The sequence below is a fragment of the Pseudomonas beijingensis genome (assembly GCF_030687295.1).
Lineage (GTDB): Bacteria > Pseudomonadota > Gammaproteobacteria > Pseudomonadales > Pseudomonadaceae > Aquipseudomonas > Aquipseudomonas beijingensis.
In genome coordinates this window covers 2,387,958-2,406,435 of sequence record NZ_CP117425.1, presented here as the reverse complement: position 1 = coordinate 2,406,435, position 18,478 = coordinate 2,387,958, and the positions used below count along the sequence as shown (strand labels likewise).

The 18,478-nt window shown below is 61.5% G+C and carries 17 protein-coding genes and 2 pseudogenes; 13 read left to right on the top strand and 6 right to left on the bottom strand.

What is annotated here, in order from left to right:
• Nucleotides 1-162: 162 nt before the first annotated feature.
• The 8 genes and pseudogenes from livH (at nucleotide 163) to PSH84_RS10870 (ending at nucleotide 6,501) form a co-directional block, all read left to right on the top strand.
• Nucleotides 163-1,086: a high-affinity branched-chain amino acid ABC transporter permease LivH gene (livH, locus tag PSH84_RS10905; RefSeq protein ID WP_122566870.1), complete on the top strand. Its 924-nt coding sequence runs from the start codon at nucleotides 163-165 to the stop codon at nucleotides 1,084-1,086.
• Entirely contained in the window at nucleotides 1,083-2,339 is a 1,257-nt protein-coding gene (locus PSH84_RS10900; protein ID WP_053182535.1) for a high-affinity branched-chain amino acid ABC transporter permease LivM, read from the top strand. Before livH ends, PSH84_RS10900 begins: the two co-directional genes overlap by 4 nt.
• Nucleotides 2,336-3,103, top strand: a complete 768-nt coding sequence (livG, locus tag PSH84_RS10895) for a high-affinity branched-chain amino acid ABC transporter ATP-binding protein LivG (RefSeq protein WP_060738896.1) — start codon at nucleotides 2,336-2,338, stop codon at nucleotides 3,101-3,103. The genes PSH84_RS10900 and livG overlap by 4 nt, the downstream gene beginning before the upstream one ends.
• Entirely contained in the window at nucleotides 3,104-3,805 is a 702-nt protein-coding gene (locus PSH84_RS10890) for an ABC transporter ATP-binding protein (protein WP_003184675.1), read from the top strand.
• A 266-nt stretch (nucleotides 3,806-4,071) separates the two neighbouring features.
• On the top strand, nucleotides 4,072-4,377 hold the full coding sequence (locus PSH84_RS10885) for a BufA1 family periplasmic bufferin-type metallophore (RefSeq protein WP_122566871.1): 306 nt from the start codon (nucleotides 4,072-4,074) through the stop codon (nucleotides 4,375-4,377).
• Nucleotides 4,378-4,402: 25 nt separating this feature from the next.
• Entirely contained in the window at nucleotides 4,403-5,272 is an 870-nt protein-coding gene (gene bufB, locus PSH84_RS10880; RefSeq protein ID WP_122566872.1) for an MNIO family bufferin maturase, read from the top strand.
• Entirely contained in the window at nucleotides 5,269-6,027 is a 759-nt protein-coding gene (locus tag PSH84_RS10875; RefSeq protein WP_305482864.1) for an HvfC/BufC N-terminal domain-containing protein, read from the top strand. Before bufB ends, PSH84_RS10875 begins: the two co-directional genes overlap by 4 nt.
• Nucleotides 6,024-6,501, top strand: a pseudogene (locus PSH84_RS10870) (DoxX family protein). Before PSH84_RS10875 ends, PSH84_RS10870 begins: the two are co-directional and overlap by 4 nt.
• Nucleotides 6,502-6,635: 134 nt before the next feature.
• Here the strand turns inward: PSH84_RS10870 and PSH84_RS10865 are convergent.
• On the bottom strand, nucleotides 6,636-7,565 hold the full coding sequence (locus tag PSH84_RS10865) for a LysR family transcriptional regulator (RefSeq protein ID WP_305482863.1): 930 nt from the start codon (nucleotides 7,563-7,565) through the stop codon (nucleotides 6,636-6,638).
• Nucleotides 7,566-7,669: 104 nt separating this feature from the next.
• On the opposite strand from PSH84_RS10865, the gene PSH84_RS10860 reads away from it, so the two are divergent.
• The 3 genes from PSH84_RS10860 to PSH84_RS10850 all read left to right on the top strand — a co-directional run bounded on the left by PSH84_RS10860 (nucleotide 7,670) and on the right by PSH84_RS10850 (nucleotide 10,805).
• Nucleotides 7,670-8,269, top strand: coding sequence for a short chain dehydrogenase (locus PSH84_RS10860; protein WP_305482862.1), 600 nt, complete (start codon nucleotides 7,670-7,672; stop codon nucleotides 8,267-8,269).
• Between the two features lie 174 nt (nucleotides 8,270-8,443).
• Nucleotides 8,444-9,118, top strand: a complete 675-nt coding sequence (locus tag PSH84_RS10855) for a COG3650 family protein (protein ID WP_305483165.1) — start codon at nucleotides 8,444-8,446, stop codon at nucleotides 9,116-9,118.
• Nucleotides 9,119-9,191: 73 nt separating this feature from the next.
• A complete protein-coding gene (locus tag PSH84_RS10850) occupies nucleotides 9,192-10,805 on the top strand; it encodes an NAD(P)/FAD-dependent oxidoreductase (RefSeq protein WP_122566877.1) in 1,614 nt (537 codons plus the stop codon).
• A gap of 180 nt (nucleotides 10,806-10,985) precedes the next feature.
• On the opposite strand, the gene PSH84_RS10840 is transcribed toward PSH84_RS10850, so the two are convergent.
• Entirely contained in the window at nucleotides 10,986-12,080 is a 1,095-nt protein-coding gene (locus PSH84_RS10840) for a PLP-dependent cysteine synthase family protein (protein ID WP_305482860.1), read from the bottom strand.
• 268 nt (nucleotides 12,081-12,348) lie between these two features.
• Between PSH84_RS10840 and nhaA the strand changes: the two genes are divergently transcribed.
• Entirely contained in the window at nucleotides 12,349-13,536 is a 1,188-nt protein-coding gene (gene nhaA, locus PSH84_RS10835) for a Na+/H+ antiporter NhaA (protein ID WP_305482858.1), read from the top strand.
• A 344-nt stretch (nucleotides 13,537-13,880) separates the two neighbouring features.
• Here the strand turns inward: nhaA and PSH84_RS10830 are convergent.
• Nucleotides 13,881-14,897 (bottom strand): annotated as a pseudogene (locus PSH84_RS10830) (IS110 family RNA-guided transposase).
• Nucleotides 14,898-15,803: 906 nt separating this feature from the next.
• Nucleotides 15,804-16,268 (bottom strand): outer membrane lipoprotein, encoded by a 465-nt coding sequence (locus PSH84_RS10825; protein WP_024776354.1) that lies wholly within the window; start codon nucleotides 16,266-16,268, stop codon nucleotides 15,804-15,806.
• A 171-nt stretch (nucleotides 16,269-16,439) separates the two neighbouring features.
• On the opposite strand from PSH84_RS10825, the gene PSH84_RS10820 reads away from it, so the two are divergent.
• The gene (locus PSH84_RS10820) at nucleotides 16,440-16,721 is read left to right on the top strand and encodes a hypothetical protein (protein WP_122565375.1); all 282 of its coding nucleotides are present in this window, start codon (nucleotides 16,440-16,442) and stop codon (nucleotides 16,719-16,721) included.
• On the opposite strand, the gene pdxH is transcribed toward PSH84_RS10820, so the two are convergent.
• Together pdxH and PSH84_RS10810 are read right to left on the bottom strand one after the other, a co-directional pair.
• Nucleotides 16,669-17,316 (bottom strand): pyridoxamine 5'-phosphate oxidase, encoded by a 648-nt coding sequence (gene pdxH / locus PSH84_RS10815; protein WP_122565376.1) that lies wholly within the window; start codon nucleotides 17,314-17,316, stop codon nucleotides 16,669-16,671. The genes PSH84_RS10820 and pdxH overlap by 53 nt on opposite strands.
• Nucleotides 17,317-17,339: 23 nt before the next feature.
• Nucleotides 17,340-18,476: an OmpA family protein gene (locus PSH84_RS10810; RefSeq protein ID WP_305482857.1), complete on the bottom strand. Its 1,137-nt coding sequence runs from the start codon at nucleotides 18,474-18,476 to the stop codon at nucleotides 17,340-17,342.
• Nucleotides 18,477-18,478 lie beyond the last annotated feature (2 nt).

Here is an 18,478-nt window from a genome sequence, read left to right as displayed (position 1 = left end):
CGCGCTGGCGTGATCCGCCAGTCTCCCCACCTGAAAATCTCAAAACCGTCATCAGCGGTTCGCTGGCAAACCTCGTGCTCGAAGTGGATGCAGATCCACGGGGCCCGGGCGGGAAAATGACTCCACCAGTGAAATGCGTATCAGGTTTTTAGGAGCGCTGTAATGCCTGACATCTATCACTTCTTCCAGCAGCTGGTTAACGGCCTGACCGTTGGCAGCACGTATGCCCTGATCGCCATCGGCTATACGATGGTTTACGGCATCATTGGAATGATCAACTTCGCCCACGGCGAGGTGTACATGATCGGCTCCTACGTGGCGTTCATCGCCATCGCCGGGCTGAGCATGATGGGACTCGACAGTGTCCCGCTGTTGATGACCGCCGCGTTTCTCGCGAGCATCGTCGTCACCAGCTCCTATGGCTACAGCATCGAACGGATCGCCTACCGCCCCCTGCGCGGCAGCAACCGTCTGATCCCGCTGATTTCCGCCATCGGCATGTCGATTTTCCTGCAGAACACGGTTCTGCTTTCGCAAGACTCCAAGGACAAAGCTATTCCCAACCTGATTCCGGGCAACTTCGCCATCGGGCCAGGCGGGGCACATGAAGTGCTGATTTCCTACATGCAAATCGTGGTGTTCGTGGTGACCCTGGTCGCCATGCTCGGCCTCACGTTGTTCATCTCCCGTTCCCGCCTGGGCCGCGCCTGCCGCGCCTGTGCCGAGGACATCAAGATGGCCAACCTGCTGGGCATCAACACCAACAACATCATCGCCCTGACCTTCGTCATCGGTGCGGCCCTGGCGGCCATCGCTGCGGTGCTGTTGAGCATGCAATACGGCGTGATCAACCCCAACGCCGGCTTCCTCGTAGGCCTGAAAGCCTTCACCGCCGCGGTACTGGGCGGCATCGGCAGCATCCCCGGCGCAATGCTCGGCGGGCTGGTGCTGGGCGTGGCGGAAGCCTTTGGCGCCGACATCTTCGGCGACCAGTACAAGGACGTCGTGGCATTCGGCTTGTTGGTTCTGGTTCTGTTATTCCGGCCGACCGGCATCCTGGGCCGCCCGGAGGTTGAGAAAGTATGACTAGGCATCTCAAATCGGCGCTCTTCAGCGCCCTGCTGGTCTGGGCCGTGGCCTACCCGGTATTGGGTCTTAAACTGACCATCGTCGGCATCAACCTGGAAGTGCACGGCACCAGCCCGGCCATCCTGGCGACCATCGCCGTGTGCTCGCTGCTGATGTTCGTGCGCGTGCTGTTCAGCACACAGATCAGCGCGGCATGGAAGTCTTCGCCCGGCCTGCCGGTGATCCCGGCCAAGGCCAGCAACTTCCTGACCTTGCCGTCGACCCAGCGCTGGATCGTGCTGGGCCTGATCGTCGTGGCCCTGGTGTGGCCGTTCTTCGGCTCTCGCGGCGCGGTGGATATTGCCACGCTGATCCTGATCTACGTGATGCTCGGCCTGGGCCTGAACATCGTCGTAGGCCTGGCCGGCCTGCTGGACCTGGGTTACGTCGGTTTCTATGCCGTCGGCGCCTACAGCTATGCGCTGCTGTCCCACTACTTCGGCCTGAGCTTCTGGATCTGCCTGCCGATCGCCGGGATGATGGCCGCCACCTTCGGTTTCCTGCTGGGTTTCCCGGTCCTGCGCTTGCGCGGCGACTACCTGGCGATCGTGACCCTGGGGTTTGGCGAGATCATCCGCCTGTTCCTGCGCAACCTGACCGACATCACCGGTGGCCCGAACGGCATCAGCAACATCGAGAAACCGACGTTCTTCGGCCTGACCTTCGAACGTAAAGCCGCCGAAGGCCTGCAGACCTTCCACGAATACTTCGGCCTGGAATACAACTCGATCAACAAGGTGATCTTCCTCTACCTGGTTGCCCTGTTGCTGGCCCTGGCCGCGCTGTTCGTCATCAACCGCCTGCTGCGCATGCCGATCGGCCGCGCCTGGGAGGCATTGCGTGAAGACGAAATCGCCTGCCGTGCCCTGGGTCTCAACCCAACCGTGATCAAACTGTCAGCCTTTACCCTCGGCGCCGCGTTCGCCGGTTTTGCCGGCAGCTTCTTCGCCGCTCGCCAAGGCCTGGTGACGCCGGAGTCCTTCACCTTCATCGAGTCGGCGATCATCCTCGCCATCGTGGTGCTGGGCGGGATGGGCTCGCAGTTGGGCGTGATCCTGGCGGCCATCGTGATGATCCTGCTGCCGGAAATGATGCGTGAATTCAGCGAATACCGCATGTTGATGTTCGGCGCCTTGATGGTGCTGATGATGATCTGGCGTCCTCAAGGTCTGCTGCCTATGCAACGCCCCCACATGGAGCTGCGCAAATGAGCCGCGAGATCCTGAAAGTCGAAAACTTGAGCATGCGCTTCGGCGGTTTGCTGGCGGTCAACGGCGTGGCCCTGACCGTGAAAGAGAAGCAGGTGGTAGCCCTGATCGGGCCTAACGGCGCGGGCAAGACCACCGTGTTCAACTGCCTGACCGGCTTCTACCAGCCCACCGGCGGCACCATCCTGCTGGACGGCGAGCCGATCCAGGGCCTGCCCGGCCACCACATCGCCCGCAAGGGTGTGGTGCGCACCTTCCAGAACGTGCGGCTGTTCAAGGACATGACGGCGGTCGAGAACCTGCTGATTGCCCAGCATCGTCACCTGAACACCAACTTCTTTGCCGGTCTGTTCAAGACCCCGGCGTTCCGCAAGAGCGAACGCGAGGCGATGGAGTACGCCGAGTACTGGCTGGACAAGGTCAACCTCACCGAGTTTGCCAACCGTACCGCCGGGACCTTGGCCTACGGTCAGCAACGGCGCCTGGAAATCGCCCGCTGCATGATGACCCGTCCGCGGATCCTCATGCTCGACGAACCGGCCGCCGGCCTGAACCCCAAGGAAACCGAAGACCTGAAAGCGCTGATCGGCGTGCTGCGCGAGGAGCACAACGTCACCGTGCTGTTGATCGAGCACGACATGAAGCTGGTCATGAGCATTTCCGACCACATCGTCGTGATCAACCAGGGCACGCCCCTGGCCGACGGTACGCCGGAACAGATCCGCGACAATCCTGAAGTGATCAAAGCCTACCTGGGGGAAGCGTAAATGCTGCAGTTCGAAAACGTTTCCACCTTCTACGGCAAGATCCAGGCCCTGCACAGCGTCAACGTCGAAGTCCGCCAGGGCGAAATCGTGACGCTGATCGGTGCCAACGGTGCCGGCAAATCCACCCTGCTGATGACGCTCTGCGGTTCGCCCCAGGCCCATAGCGGCAGCATCCGCTACATGGGTGAGGAACTGGTGGGCCAGGACTCGGCGCGCATCATGCGCAAGAGCATCGCGGTAGTGCCGGAAGGTCGGCGGGTATTTGCCCGACTGACCGTGGAAGAAAACCTCGCCATGGGCGGATTCTTCACCGACAAGGGCGACTATCAGGAACAGATGGACAAGGTCCTGCACCTTTTCCCACGCCTGAAAGAACGCTTTACCCAGCGCGGTGGCACCATGTCCGGCGGCGAACAGCAAATGCTCGCCATCGGCCGTGCACTGATGAGCAAACCCAAGCTACTGCTGCTCGACGAGCCGTCCCTGGGCCTGGCACCGATCATCATCCAGCAGATCTTCGACATCATCGAGCAACTGCGCAAGGACGGCGTGACGGTGTTCCTGGTGGAGCAGAACGCCAACCAGGCGCTGAAAATCGCCGACCGGGCATACGTGTTGGAGAACGGCCGCGTGGTGATGCAAGGCACCGGTGAAGCGCTGCTGACCGACCCGAAAGTGCGCGAGGCGTACCTGGGGGGTTGAGTCTGTCGCAGTAAAAAAACGGCCTTCGGGCCGTTTTTTTGTGGGAGCAAGGCTTGCCCGCGATGAAGGCGATGCGATCGTTCAGAAATCGAGGCGCCTGTTTCGCGAGCAAGCTTTGCTCCCACACAATCTACTCTCACCTCATTGGGTTTCGGGAGTAAACAAAAAAATCGGTAGCCCGCTGTAACGCTTTCCCACCTCCCTTCTCTAGTTCAGCAGACCGGCGCTAACGCCGGTTCATTTCCCTGAATGACTGGAGAATCATCATGACTGCTTCGACCCGCACCCTGTCCGCCGCTGCCTTGGTCCTGGCCCTGGGTTCTGCCCTGAGCATGACAGCCGTCTCGACCGTCCACGCAGCCGACGACACCATGGAAAAATGCTTCGGCGTTGCCCTCAAAGGCAAGAACGACTGCGCCGCCGGCGCCGGCACCACCTGCGCCGGTACCGCAAAAATGGACTATCAGGCCAACGCCTGGAAATCGGTCCCCAAAGGCACTTGCACCACCATGGAAAGCAAAACCTCCCCAACCGGTTTCGGCCAGCTCGAAGCGTTCAAAGCCAAGTCCTGATCGCATCCGCCTGAGGCCCGCCACCATGTTGAACACCCCGTCCCTCGCCTCTGCTAGCCGGCTGCCGCCAAGGGCAGGGTTGGGGCTCAAGAGCGAGCATTTTCGTGAGGTGCTCCTGACCCGACCGGATCTGGGCTTTTTCGAGGTGCACGCGGAAAACTACATGGTGGCCGGCGGGCCGCTTCATCACTTCCTGGGGCTGATACGCGAACAGTACCCGCTGTCATTGCACGGCGTCGGCCTGTCGATCGGTGGGGAGGGGCCGCTGGATGTCGCGCATGTGCAGCGCCTGGCCGCATTGATCGAACGCTATCAGCCCCAATCCTTTTCCGAACACCTGGCCTGGTCCAGCCACGGCCCGGTGTTCCTCAATGACCTGCTCCCCCTGGCCTACGACGAAGCGACCCTCGACCGGGTCTGCGAACACATCGACCAGGTGCAGAGCAGCCTCAAGCGCACGCTGTTACTGGAAAACCCGGCTACCTACCTGGCCTTCGAAACCTCGACCCTCGACGAGCCACAGTTCATGAGCGAAGTGATCCGTCGCACCGGCTGCGGCCTGCTGCTGGATGTAAACAACGTCTACGTTTCATGCGTCAACCACTGCCGCGATCCATTGGCCTACCTCGACGCCCTGCCCCTGCAAGCGACCGGCGAAATTCACCTGGCCGGTTTTGCCGAAGATACCGACAGCCTCGGCGAGCGCCTGCTGATAGACGATCACGGCGCGCCCATCGACCACGCGGTCTGGCAACTGTACCTCAAGGCATTGGAGCGGACCGGGCCGGTCGCCACCTTGATCGAGCGCGACAACCACGTCCCTGCATGGGAGGTGCTGCTGGCCGAAGCACACCAGGCCGATCAACTGTTAAGCGCCGCGGGAGCCCGGTCATGAGCGGCCAGCACGCATTCACCGCCGCCCTGCTCGACCCGCGCAAGGCCTGTCCACCCGGACTGATCAGCGCCAATGGAGCGGACCCGCAGAGCCGTTTCGTGGTGTACCGCAACAACGTGCTCAGCTCATTGATCAACGCATTGGCTGACAATTACCCGGTGGCGGCGCAACTGGTGGGCGAGGAATTTTTCCGGGCCATGGCCGGGGTCTATGTCCAATCGACGCCGCCGCGAAGCCCGGTGATGAACGACTACGGGGGCGACTTTGCCGAGTTCATCGAACACTTCGAACCCGCCGCCAGCGTGCCTTACCTGGCGGACGTCGCCCGCCTGGAGCGACTGCACGTGCAAGCCTGGCATGCCGCCGACGCCGAGCCCATGGCGCAAGAGCGAATCGTGGCGGCGCTGTCGTCCCCCACGCTGGCGGGGCATCTGAAGATCGGGTTTCACCCGTCACTGCGCCTGCTGCAATCCCCCTACGCCGTGGTGACGATCTGGGCCGCCCATCAGCACCAGGCGCCGATGCCGTTCGAAATCTTTCCCGCGCAAAACGCCTTGGTGCTGCGCAACGGCCTGGACGTGGAGGTGTTTGCGATCAGTCAAGCTGCCCATGGGTTCATCGCAGCCCTGCAACAAGGGTTGCCGCTGACCGCTGCCATTGAGGCCTCAATCGATCTTGACCTGGAACACACCCTGGCGGGGCTCATCCGCCACCAGGCCATCACCCAAATCCTAGCCGAACAGGTATCCCCATGAACGCTCTGATTGCCGGTTTCATTCAATGGCTGGAGAAAATTCCCCACAGCCTGATCGCCTTCGTCGCACGCTTTTCGATTGCCGCGGTGTTCTGGAAATCCGGCCAGACCAAAATCGAAGGCCTGGCCATCGACCTGTTCGACGGCACCTTCCAGATCGGCCTGCCGCACCTGGCGGACTCGACCATTCCCCTGTTCAAAAGCGAATACGCCCTGCCGCTGCTGTCGCCGGAACTGGCCGCGCACCTGGCGGCCACTGCCGAGCATGTGTTCCCGGTGCTGATCCTGTTGGGCCTGGCGACACGCTTTTCAGCGCTGGCCTTGCTCGGCATGACCGTTGACCATCCAACTGTTCGTCTACCCGGATGCCTACCCGACCCATGGCACCTGGGCGGCGGTCTTGCTCTACCTGATGGCCCGCGGGCCGGGGGTGTTGTCCATCGATCACCTGATCGCCAAGCGCTACACCCACTGACTGAACCCAGCCCCTGTGGGAGCGAGCTTGCTCGCGATAGCGGTGCATCAGCCTGCAAAAATGCCGAATGTGCCACCGCCTTCGCGAGCAAGCTCGCTCCCACAGGGATCTTTGGGTGTTCATGAGTCTTGTGTTCAGCGCAGGCCCCCTGTGGGAGCGAGCCGATCCAGCGCCTCGCCGCTGCGCTTGAACCAGTCGATCAAGTAGTCGGCCAGCACCTGGGTGCGCTTGGGCAGGCCGCCCTGGTACGGGTGCACCAGGTACATCGGCATGCGCCGGGTCTGGTAGTCGCGCAGCAGCCAATGCAGGCGTCCGTCGGCCAGTTCTTCATGCAACAGGTACGACGGCAGCCGGGCGATTCCGGCACCGGCCAGGGCGGCTTTTTTCAGCAAGCTGTAGTGATTGCTGGCGAACGGCCCCGACACTCGGACCCGCAGCAATTCATGTTGCTGGTGGTAAAGCCATTCTTCCCGGCCACTGTAGTGGCTGTTGAGCAGGCAACGGTGTTCGGCCAGGGCCTGGGGCGTCTCGGGTTCGCCATAGCGTTCGAGGTAGGCCGGACTGGCGCAGGTCATTTCGTGCCACGCCAACAATGGCCGAGCCACCAGCCGCTCATCGATGGCGGCGTCGGAACGGATCGCCAGGTCGAAGCCATCGCGGGTCAGGTCACGGTAACCGTTGTTGAGCTCCAGCTCGATCTGCACATTGGGATACGTACGAGCGAACTCCATCAACAAGCCCTCGAAGAAGGTTTCGCCCAACGAAACCGGAACCGTCATACGCACCGGCCCGGAAATGTCATCCTTCAACCGCGCCAATGCCTGACGCGCCCTTTCCACCTGCACCAACAGCGCCTGGGCCTGGGGCAACAACGCCGCCCCGGCCGCCGTGAGGCTCAAGCGCCGCGTGGTGCGTTGCAGCAACACCACCGAAAACCGACTCTCCAACAGGCTGATGCGCTTGGACAACTGGCCCTTGCTGCACCCCAATTGCTGGGCCGCCAAGGTGAAACTGCCAGCCTCCATCAACACGGCAAACGCCGCCAGGTCATCCATTTCGCTCATTGGATTGTTTCCAAATGAAAACCAAAGGTTGCCTATTAGCATGATTATCAGCGGGAAGAACATCTCTAGACTGAAAACTCGTTCAACCCATTAAGGAACAGCTCATGAAAATCCTGTTGATCGGCGCCAACGGCACCATCGGTTCGGCCATTGATAACGAACTGTCGCCCCGCCATGAAATCGTGCGGATTGGCCGCCACAGCGGTGAGTTACAGGTGGATATCAGCGACAGCGCCTCGATTCGTGCTCTGTTCGAGAAGACTGGCCGTTTTGACGCCCTGGTCTGCGCCGCCGGCAACGTCACCTTCGCGCCCCTGGCCGACATGACCGAAGACAGCTTCGCCCTGGGCTTGAAAGACAAGCTGATGGGCCAGGTCAACCTGCTGCTGATCGGCCGCGAATTCGCCAACGACGGTGCATCGTTCACGTTCACCACCGGCGTGCTCAGCCACGATCCGATCAAGAGCGGTGCGTCGGCGGCCCTGGTCAACGGTGCCCTGGACAGCTTCGTGCGCGCCGCGGCAATCGAGTTGCCACGGGGCCTGCGGGTCAACTCGGTGAGCCCGAACGTGTTGCTGGAAGCCATGGACAAATACGCGCCTTATTTCCGCGGTTTCAAACCCGTTCCCGCAGTGGATGTGGCATTGGCCTACGCCAAGAGCGTAGAAGGCCTGCAAACCGGTCAGACCTTTCACGTAGGCTAAGCGATGCTCTACCCGTAGGAACTGCCGCAGGCTGCGATCTTTTGATTTTGATCTTTCGCTCGCGACTCAATTGTCCGGGGCAAGATCGCAGCCTCGTTGCACTCGACAGCTCCTACGGGTTGTGGTGTGAGATCAGTCTGAGTAACGTGGCGGCACTTGTCTGGAGACCCAATGATGCGTGCCGCCCGCTCCCTGCTGTTTATCGCCCTCCTGCCGCTGTTCACCGGCTGCCAATTGCTCGACGCCCCACGTCAGAGCGTCTCCCACGCCGGCCAGACGCGCATGCAGGGCGAGCTCACAGCGGCCGATGGCAAGCTGGTGTTCCAGCCGTGCCAGGAACAACGCCGCTACGTCGTCAACGACAGCGGTGGTACCAGCGTGCTGCAACAGGCCGCCAGCCTGGCCGATGAGCGGGGCAAGCTCTTTGCCGATGTGCGCGGCCGTATCGTTTCCAGCGCAGCGGCCGGCGCCGACAGTCAGTTGGACGTTGAACAGCTGTATCGCCTGGAGCGCTCGGGAACGGCGTGCGAAGACGTTGACTTCAAACGGGTGATCCTGCGCGCCGCGGGACACAGCCCTGAATGGACGCTCAAGGCCAGTGGCAAGGGTCTGGTGCTGGACCGCGAAGGCCAGCCGCCGCTGGCGGTGCCTTACGTCGAGGAGCAATTGGGCGATGGCCGCTTCAACCTCGGCACCGAGGCCAACGGCCAGAAAGTCGAGCTCTGGGTCACTCCTGCGCGTTGTGTCGACAGCGTCACTGGCAGCGTGCAACACATGAGCGCCGAGTTGCGGGTCAACGGCCAGGTCCAACGCGGCTGCGCCTACTTCGGTGGCGCACGCGACGACTGATTCACAGCTTTTGGCTTATAATCGCCGGTTCACGCCCTGGTGCAGTTGTGCATCCCGCGAACCGGACCCCGCCATGTTACGAATCACCGAACTCAAGCTGCCGATCGACCACCCCGAAGAAGACCTGCGCCCTGCCATCGTGCAGCGCCTGGGCATCGCCAGCGATGACCTGCTCGACTTCACCCTGTTCAAGCGCAGCTACGACGCGCGCAAGAAATCCTCCGAGCTGTGCTTCATCTACACCATCGACCTGACGGTGCGCGATGAAGCCAGCCTGCTGCGCCAGTTCGCCGATGACCGTAACGTCAACGAAGCGCCGGATGTCAGCTACAAAGTGGTGGGCCAGGCACCGGCCAACCTGAGCGAGCGGCCGATCGTGGTCGGTTTCGGTCCGTGCGGGATCTTCGCCGCCCTGTTGCTGGCACAGATGGGTTTCAAGCCGATCATCCTCGAACGTGGCCCGGAAGTGCGCCAACGCACCAAGGACACCTGGGGCCTGTGGCGCAAAAGCGTGCTCAACCCCGAGTCCAATGTGCAGTTCGGTGAAGGCGGCGCCGGGACGTTTTCCGACGGCAAGCTCTACAGCCAGATCAAGGATCCGAAATTCCTTGGCCGCAAGGTCCTGCACGAATTCGTCAAGGCCGGGGCGCCGGAAGAAATCCTCTACGTCAGCAAGCCGCACATCGGCACGTTCCGCCTGACCGGCGTGGTGGAAACCATGCGTGAGCAGATTCGTGCCCTGGGCGGCGAAGTACGCTTCCAGCAGCGGGTTACCGATGTGCTGATCGAGGACGGCCAACTGGTCGGCGTCGAACTGGCCAGCGGTGAACGCATCCATTCGAAACACGTGATCCTGGCCCTCGGCCACAGCGCCCGGGACACGTTCCGCATGCTCCACAGCCGTGGCGTGTACATGGAAGCCAAGCCGTTCTCGGTGGGTTTCCGCATCGAACACCCGCAATCACTGATCGACAGCGCGCGCCTGGGCAAGTACGCCGGCCATCCGAAGCTCGGCGCCGCCGACTACAAACTGGTGCACCACGCCAGGAATGGCCGCTCGGTGTACAGCTTCTGCATGTGCCCGGGCGGCACCGTGGTGGCGGCGACGTCCGAGCCGAACCGCGTCGTGACCAACGGCATGAGCCAGTATTCGCGCAATGAGCGCAACGCCAACTCCGGCATCGTCGTCGGCATCACCCCGGAAGTGGATTATCCGGGTGGCCCGCTGGCCGGGATCGAGTTGCAGGAACGCCTGGAATCCCACGCGTTCGTGCTCGGCGGCAGCAACTACGAGGCCCCAGCGCAACTGGTGGGCGATTTCATCGCTGGCAAGCCGTCTACGGCACTGGGCAGCGTCGAACCTTCCTACAAGCCTGGGGTGTCCTTGGGGGACCTGGCCCTGGCCTTGCCGGACTTCGCCATCGAAGCCATCCGCGAAGCCTTGCCGGCGTTCGAGAAACAGATCCGCGGCTACTCGCTGCACGACGCCGTGCTGACCGGCATCGAAACCCGCACCTCATCGCCCCTGCGCATTACCCGCAACGAATCGCTGCAGAGCCTGAACGTCAAGGGCCTGTTCCCGGCGGGTGAAGGCGCCGGTTACGCGGGCGGGATCCTCTCGGCGGGCGTGGACGGGATCCGGATCGCCGAAGCGGTGGCGCGGGATATCCTCGGCCTCGAGGCCTGACAGAGGGCTCTTGGAGCGCCAATGCTGTTCATTCAAGCCAACCCAGGCCCAAGTAACAGCATGACCCTGTGGGAGCGAGCTTGCTCGCGATGGCGGCCTGGCATTCAACACAGATGTTGACTGATCCACCGCTATCGCGAGCAAGCTCGCTCCCACAAGGGATCCCGGGGTTTTCAAGATTCAGATGTTCGCCCGCAACACACTCTCCGGCAGTGCCTCCCCGCGCTCCACGCTTGCCGCCACGATGTCCATCAACCCGCTCAACTCATAGCCTTGGACCTTGAGCCAGGCCGGGTCGTAATAGGTCGTGGCGTAGCGCTCGCCACCGTCACACAAAATCGCCACGATCGACCCCGACTCCCCCGCATCTGCCATCTGCCGGGCCGCCATGAGTGCGCCGATCAGGTTGGTGCCGCTGGACCCGCCGACCCGCCGTCCCAAGCGCTGGGCCAGGTAATGCATGGCCGCCAGCGACAAGGCGTCCGGCACCTTGACCATCGCATCGATGACTTTCGGCAGGAACGACGCTTCGACTCGCGGCCGGCCGATACCCTCGATGCGCGAACCGCAATCCAGGCGCAGGCTGGCGTCGCCACTGCGGTAGTAGTCGAAGAACACCGAACGCTCGGCGTCGGCACACAGCACGCGGGTGCCGTGCTGGCGATAACGGACATAGCGTCCCAGGGTGGCCGTGGTGCCGCCGGTGCCGGGGCTGGAAATCAGCCAGGTGGGCTCCGGATGCTGCTCGAAGCGCATCTGCTGGAAGATCGATTCGGCAATGTTGTTATTGGCTCGCCAGTCCGTGGCGCGCTCGGCATAGGTGAACTGGTCGATGAAATGTCCGTCATGCTCACGGGCCAGGCGTTCGGATTCGGCGTAGATCTGCGTAGGATCATCCACCAGGTGGCTTTGGCCGCCATAGAAGGCAATCTGTGCGATTTTTTCCCTGGACGTCGTCGCCGGCATCACCGCAATGAACGGCAAGCCCAACAACCTGGCGAAGTAAGCCTCGGAAATCGCCGTCGAGCCGCTGGAGGCCTCGATCACCGGCGCACCGGGCTTGAGCCAGCCGTTACACAACGCGTAGAGAAACAGCGAACGGGCCAACCGATGCTTGAGGCTGCCAGTGGGATGGCTGGACTCATCCTTGAAATACAGCTCGATGCCCGGCAGGCCAGGCAGCGGCAGCGGAATCAGGTGGGTATCGGCGCTGCGCTGGAAGTCTGCCTCGATGATGCGGATCGCTTCACGGGCCCACTGGCGGTGGTCGTTCATGGTGTATTTCTCACTGGATCGGTTCGGCGTGGGGAGATCACGCGGTCGTGCAGGCACGGCTGACGTTCGGAAAAACCAGACGCCAGCTTAGGAAAAAACCGACATCACACACAGATACAGCTAAGGTCCCATATGGCCCGTAACTGCCGATTGCGTGGCGCAGGCCTTGTAACGTCATATAACAAAAAAGAATATAACTTTTGTTTTAACAACTAACAGTACGGGTTAGGGTGTGCCATCTTTTTGATTCTGATAATGGAGAGCTACCTTGCCAATTCGTAGCACTTTGACACGATTCCTTCAGTTGGAAGCCGCCGGTGGCCTGCTCTTGATCGCCGCTGCCGTGCTGGCCCTGATACTGAATAACTCACCACTGTCCTGGCTCTATACGGACTTCCTGGACACGCCCGTGGTGGCTCAGGTCGGGGCACTGAAGATTGCCAAGCCGGCGCTGCTGTGGATCAACGATGGTCTGATGGCGCTGTTCTTCCTGCTCATCGGCCTCGAAGTCAAACGCGAGATTCTTGATGGGCAGCTGTCGAATCCTTCGCAAATCGTCCTGCCGGGCGCAGCGGCGATTGGCGGCATGGTGGTACCGGCCCTGATCTATTGGTTCCTCAACCGCGACAATCCGGCCGCCCTCGCGGGCTGGGCGATTCCAACGGCCACCGACATCGCGTTCGCCCTCGGCGTGCTGGCCTTGCTCGGCAAGCGGGTGCCGGTATCGCTCAAACTGTTCCTGATGACCCTGGCGATCATCGACGACCTGGGCGCCATTATCATCATCGCCATCTTCTATTCCGGCGCCCTGTCGACCTTGTCGCTCATGCTGGCGGCCGCCTGCATTGCCGCGCTGGTGGCGATGAACCGGATGGGCGTGGTCAAGCTCGGCCCCTACATGGTCGTGGGCCTGATCCTCTGGGTCTGCGTGCTCAAGAGCGGTGTCCATGCCACGTTGGCCGGGGTGACCCTGGCGTTCTGCATCCCGCTGCGCACGAAAAACGCCGAGACTTCGCCGCTGCTCACCTTGGAACATGCCCTGCACCCCTGGGTGGCCTATGGCATCCTGCCGCTGTTCGCCTTCGCCAACGCCGGGCTGTCCCTGAGCGGCGTCACCGTCGAGAGTTTCACCCATCACGTGCCAATGGGCATCGCCATGGGCCTGTTGCTGGGCAAGACCGTCGGCGTCTTCGGCCTGACCTGGCTGGCCGTGAAAATCGGCATCGCCAGCCTGCCCGCCGGGGCCAATTGGGGCCAGGTACTGGGCGTGGCAATCCTGTGCGGTATTGGTTTCACCATGAGCCTGTTCGTTGGCTCCCTCGCGTTTGAGCCGGGTGTCAGTGACTATGCGGGCATGGACCGGATGGGGATTCTCACCGGGTCGATCCTGGCGGCGGTGCTGGGTTATGCGGTGACGGCGGCGGCCAGTCGTAAGCAGCCTGCATTGCCGGGCTGATTCCTGGCTGCCCCACGGGGTGTATATCCATTGCTGCGGTAACGGCCACTTAGGGTTCCGCCCTTACGGCGGCTCACTTTTGAAGAGCGCAAAAGTAAGCAAATGTATGGTCAGCCCATCTCCTGCAACCACGGGCGATGAGCGGTAAAGCATGCTTGCACTAATGTATCCGGGCTCCTAGTCGGCAATTTGCCGCCTGGCCCTTGATGAGTAGTCGCTCCTGCCTGTCCTTGAAAAACGCTTCAGCTTCGAAAGCTGTTTTGCTTACCAGGTTCTCAGGCAGGATTTGAGCTGTTTATCGTCATCATCGCTGTCGTCGCAAAAGCCGGTAGTGTGGGTTTCGGTCAAGCCCTGGACTGGGTGTTGTAGCTTCCTCCGTGAACTAAAACGGCCCACACGATTCTTGCCAACTTATTGGCTAGGGCGCAGGCGACCTTGTTTGGATGTTTTCGTGTCAGCAAGTCCCTGCACCAACTTCCCAGAGCATCATTGCGCTTGTCGATGCGCACCAGGACCGCCCGAGAGCCTTGAACCATCAGCTTTCGAAGGTATTTATCACCTCGCTTACTGATGTTCAAAAGGACTGTTTGATCACCCGTTGAATACTGCCTCGGCACCAGGCCCAATGAAGCGGCGAAGTCTCGCGCTGAGCGAAAATTGGAAGCGTCCCCGATGTCGGCCAGCAGCGCACTAGCGATGATTGGGCCGATGCCGGGGATGCTCATCAGCCGGGTTCCCGCGTCATCAGCACCCACCTGCTCTTTAATCGTACGATCAACCGCCTTGATTTCGTCGGTGAGCCGTTTGGTCTCTTCTGCCAAATGCTCAATGAAGTCCTTCAACTGTTGCGGCAAGTCTGCGGCCGGGTCGTCCAAAATTTGATGAATCTGATTCATCGCAGCTTTTGTCGCAGGTAACTCAATTCCGAACTCAAGCAAGAACCCGTGAATGCGATTGATTGTTGAGTCCTCTGGACGATTAAGGCTTCGCGAAACGATGTTGCGTCGATAGAAGCTGTTGCTAACAGTCCTTGATGGCACGTAGTGTGTCCTGGGACGGGAGGCAGCTTCGCAGATGGCCTCAGCGTCGATGTAGTCGTTTTTATTGCCTCTGACGTAGGGTTTCACATGCTGCGGGGCAATCAATTTCACTTGATGGCCGAAGGATCTGAGCTTCCTTGCGAGCCAGTGTGAACCGCCGCATGACTCCATCACTATGGGCAGGGTTCGAGCTTTGCAGCGAACTCAAGTAGCCGCTTACGATTGAATTTTTGCGTAGGACTTCCTTGCCTTTGGCGTCGTGCCTACGAGATGGAAGGTGTGTTTCCCGATATCCAGGCCGATTAGCTTCAAGGGTTCCATGAGAGGTCTCCTTCAGGTAAGTGAGAGCCCCGGTCAGTTTAGATTTACCGGGACTCCCACACGGGCTGACCATCTCATTAACGCTTCTGCCCCACCACTCGGCACCTCGCCTAGGCTCGGTGTGCCCTCACTCCGGCATTGCTCCGTGGGCCCGCCGCGAAGGGCTATCCATGGCCCAGCGCGGCTATCCCGGCATCCATGCCGGGATGCCCACTGCGCAATGCCTGCGTTCGGCCAGCGTGGTTTAACGGGGCGTCCAGATCAAGATCAAGAGCCAAAGCAAGAGCAAGAGCAAGAGCGGGGCACATGCCGGCCCTATGTGGTTGAGCCACCGCTATCGCGAGCAAGCTCGCTCCCACAGTGGGTCTGTGGTGAACACAAGACTCATGAACACCCAAGATCCCCTATGGGAGCGAGCTTGCTCGCGATGCCGTCGGCACATCCAACATCACCGCAAACTGACCCTCCGCCTTCGCGAGCAAGCCCGCTCCCACAGGAGGAACGCGGTCCCAACCAAGAGCCAGGTCGGCTATCAGGCCGCCTCGCGGTGGACGTTGATCTCGGGCGCCCCGTTAACCACGCTGGCTGAACGAAGGCATTGCGCAGTGGGTAACCCGGCATGGATGCCGGGTTAGCCGCGCTGGGCCATGGATGGCCCTTCGCGGCGGCCCACGGAGCAATGCCTTCGTTCAGGCATGCCGAGCCTAAGCGAGGCACCGAGTGGTGGGGCAAAGCGTTTTTGGTTACTTTTGGCGCTCTTCCAAAAGTGACCCGCTGTAAGAGCGGAACCGCCAGTAGCCGTTACCGAAGAAATGGATATACACCCCGCCCCCCCCGAAACGAAGCCACAAAAAACGGCGCCTTCCCGTCCAGGAAAAAGCGCCGTTTTCTCAAAGCGATTCCAGCTTAGTGCGAAACGCGACTCGTACCACCCACAGTGGAAATACGAACCCGCTCACCCACACGGAACACCTCGTTTTCCTGAACCTGCTGCACATAGGCACGCATGCTGCCGTCATCTTCACGCACAGTGATTTCCACACCCTGGGTACGGGTCAGGCCTTCTTCGGTAGCGGAACCAATCAGGCCACCCGCCACAGCGCCGATCACGGCAGCGACGATGCTGCCACGGCCACCACCGATGGCACTGCCGCCGACACCACCGACCACAGCACCCGCCGCACCGCCGATAGGGGTCTTGGTGCCTTCGATCTTGACCGGACGCAGGGATTCGATAGTCCCCATGCGAATCGTCTGCACGCGACGCGCTTCGTCACGGGAGTAGGAGTCACCGGTCAGGCTCGACTGACAGCCAGTAAGCAACATCGCCATCGTGGAAAAGGAAGCAACCAGCAAAACAGACTTACGCATAGCATCAACTCCAAAAGACAGGGATTCATTAAACTCCGCAGCTTGACGCCTGTCACGGCCTCGCCGGGATAAAATTGTTTTCATTCAGGTGGGATACAGGCGCACCGGAAAAATTCACCAAACAGTAGCGCCAATTTACGAAACCTGCGTCATCAACCCAGGGATTTTTTCATGGATTATTTCATCATCGTCGTCACCACCGTGGCCGGCCTGTACTTCCACGGGTGGCTGTACGTGCGGATCAGACGCTGGATCGACCGCGACCTGGCGTTGTCGCTGGCGGGGCAGGATGAGCAGAAAAAGACCTACATGCTGCAACAATTGGCCCGCGCCCGGGAGCAAGGCATCAAGCGTCGGGACCTGCCGCAATGGCTGCAAACCGCTGCGGCAGGTTATCCCCCTAAGGCGCCAGGCGCTCGCGAACCCAGCCCGCCCCTTGCAGGCGGTAATTGAGGCGGTCATGCAGGCGACTGGGACGGCCTTGCCAGAACTCGATGCGCTCGGGCAGCAAACGATAACCACCCCAATGCTCAGGGCAGTGGGGTTGGCTGTCGCTGAAGCGTTGTTCGGTGGCCTTGAGCAAATCGTCCAGCTCCGCACGCCCTGAAATCACCCGGCTCTGGGGTGACGCCCAGGCGCCGAGGCGGCTGCCCAGCGGGCGAACCTGGTAATAGGCGTCTGACTCTTGCGCGGTGACCTTGACCACTTTGCCTTCGATGCGCACCTGGCGTTCCAGGGCCGGCCAGAAAAACGTCATGGCCGCGAACGGATTCGCGGTCAGTTGCTGGCCCTTGGCACTGTCGTAGTTGGTGAAGAACGTGAATCCCAGGGCATCCAGGCCCTTGAGCAGCAGGATCCGACAATGCGGGCGCCCTTCTGCGTCCACCGTCGCCAAGGTCATGGCGTTGGCCTCCACCGGGGCCTGCTCGGTTTTCACCGCGTCGGCAAACCATTGGTGGAACAGTGCAAACGGCTCGGCCGGGGCTTGCGCCTCGGTCAAGCCGTCGCGGGTGTAGTCGCGGCGCATATCAGCCAGCGGTTGGGTCATGGCGCGTTCCTTGTGTTAGCCCATCACTGCTTCGAGGTATCGGTGGCCGCGACTTTCTTGGTATCGGTGGCGGCTTTGGCCGGTTGGGGTTTCTTCGCTGGGGTAGCGGGCTTGGCCGGGGCCTTCTTTGCAGGCGCCTTGGTCGCGGCTTTTTTGGCCGGTGCTTTCTTGGCCGAGGCTTTGGTGGTCGAGGCCACTGCTTTTTTAGCCGCAGGCGCAGGCGCCGGGGCAACAGGCTTCGCATCCTGGGCTGCAACCATCGTCACTGGGGCCGGGGCCGGCATGTTGTATTTGCTCAGCAGCGCAACCATGGTGTTGGCCGGCGTGACCAGCAATTCCACACGACGGTTCAAGGCGCGGCCCTCAACGCTGTCGTTGGCCGCACGTGGCGCCACTGCGCCCATGCCGCGCAGCATCAGGCGATCGCGTTGCAGGCCGCTGAGGCGAAAAATCGCCGCCACGGACTGGGCACGCTCCTGGCTGAGCTTGAGGTTGGCCGGTGCAGCGCCCGAAGTATCGGCGTGGCCGAGGATCAGCACGGCAGTCTTCGGGTCGGTTTCAAGGATCTTCGCCACACGGGTGAACGGGCCGAGGGTCACAGGCAGCAGCATGGCCGGACGGTCCGGGTTGAAAGAGCCGTCCACGGGCGCGGTAACCACTAGCACGTTATCGCGGCGCTCGAGTTCGAGCTTGCTGTCCTTGATGGCGGTGCGCAGCTTCGGCTCGTAGTCGTCGAGCCAAGCTTGGGTGACTTTAGGATCGGGCATCGGCACCGCCTTGGCGGTTTCCTGATCCTTGCCACCGAACGGCCACCACCACTTGCCGTTGCTTTCGGCTTCGGCCTTGGCAACCGCTGCCGGCGCCTTGGCCTCAGGCTTGGCTTGCGCTTCTGCCTTTGCTTCGACTTTTCTGGCGGCGTCCGCGGCGGTTTCCTCGGAAGAGAACGGCCACCACCAGTGGCTGGCGCTCTCGGCCTTGGCTTGCGGGGCGACGGCAGCTGGTTTCAGGGGCGCCGCTGGCGCCGTTTCCTTGGCCGCGACCTTGTCGGAAGAACCGAACGGCCACCAGCCGCTGCTGCCCTCGGCATCATTTTGTGGGGTTTGTGCGCAACCGGTGATAGCGAAGCACAGCGCCAGAGCGAGAGTTTTATTCGATGACATTG

What these genes read in the sequence shown, in the direction of transcription:
- PSH84_RS10875 (WP_305482864.1), top strand. Translation starts at nt 5,269, where the DNA reads ATGAGCGGCCAGCACGCATTCACCGCCGCCCTGCTCGACCCGCGCAAG.
- PSH84_RS10865 (WP_305482863.1), bottom strand. Translation starts at nt 7,565, where the DNA reads ATGAGCGAAATGGATGACCTGGCGGCGTTTGCCGTGTTGATGGAGGCT.
- PSH84_RS10850 (WP_122566877.1), top strand. Translation starts at nt 9,192, where the DNA reads ATGTTACGAATCACCGAACTCAAGCTGCCGATCGACCACCCCGAAGAA.
- bufB (WP_122566872.1), top strand. Translation starts at nt 4,403, where the DNA reads ATGTTGAACACCCCGTCCCTCGCCTCTGCTAGCCGGCTGCCGCCAAGG.
- pdxH (WP_122565376.1), bottom strand. Translation starts at nt 17,316, where the DNA reads ATGACCCAACCGCTGGCTGATATGCGCCGCGACTACACCCGCGACGGC.
- PSH84_RS10840 (WP_305482860.1), bottom strand. Translation starts at nt 12,080, where the DNA reads ATGAACGACCACCGCCAGTGGGCCCGTGAAGCGATCCGCATCATCGAG.
- PSH84_RS10810 (WP_305482857.1), bottom strand. Translation starts at nt 18,476, where the DNA reads ATGTCATCGAATAAAACTCTCGCTCTGGCGCTGTGCTTCGCTATCACC.
- livG (WP_060738896.1), top strand. Translation starts at nt 2,336, where the DNA reads ATGAGCCGCGAGATCCTGAAAGTCGAAAACTTGAGCATGCGCTTCGGC.
- PSH84_RS10900 (WP_053182535.1), top strand. Translation starts at nt 1,083, where the DNA reads ATGACTAGGCATCTCAAATCGGCGCTCTTCAGCGCCCTGCTGGTCTGG.
- PSH84_RS10890 (WP_003184675.1), top strand. Translation starts at nt 3,104, where the DNA reads ATGCTGCAGTTCGAAAACGTTTCCACCTTCTACGGCAAGATCCAGGCC.
- PSH84_RS10885 (WP_122566871.1), top strand. Translation starts at nt 4,072, where the DNA reads ATGACTGCTTCGACCCGCACCCTGTCCGCCGCTGCCTTGGTCCTGGCC.
- PSH84_RS10820 (WP_122565375.1), top strand. Translation starts at nt 16,440, where the DNA reads ATGGATTATTTCATCATCGTCGTCACCACCGTGGCCGGCCTGTACTTC.
- PSH84_RS10860 (WP_305482862.1), top strand. Translation starts at nt 7,670, where the DNA reads ATGAAAATCCTGTTGATCGGCGCCAACGGCACCATCGGTTCGGCCATT.
- livH (WP_122566870.1), top strand. Translation starts at nt 163, where the DNA reads ATGCCTGACATCTATCACTTCTTCCAGCAGCTGGTTAACGGCCTGACC.
- PSH84_RS10825 (WP_024776354.1), bottom strand. Translation starts at nt 16,268, where the DNA reads ATGCGTAAGTCTGTTTTGCTGGTTGCTTCCTTTTCCACGATGGCGATG.
- PSH84_RS10855 (WP_305483165.1), top strand. Translation starts at nt 8,444, where the DNA reads ATGCGTGCCGCCCGCTCCCTGCTGTTTATCGCCCTCCTGCCGCTGTTC.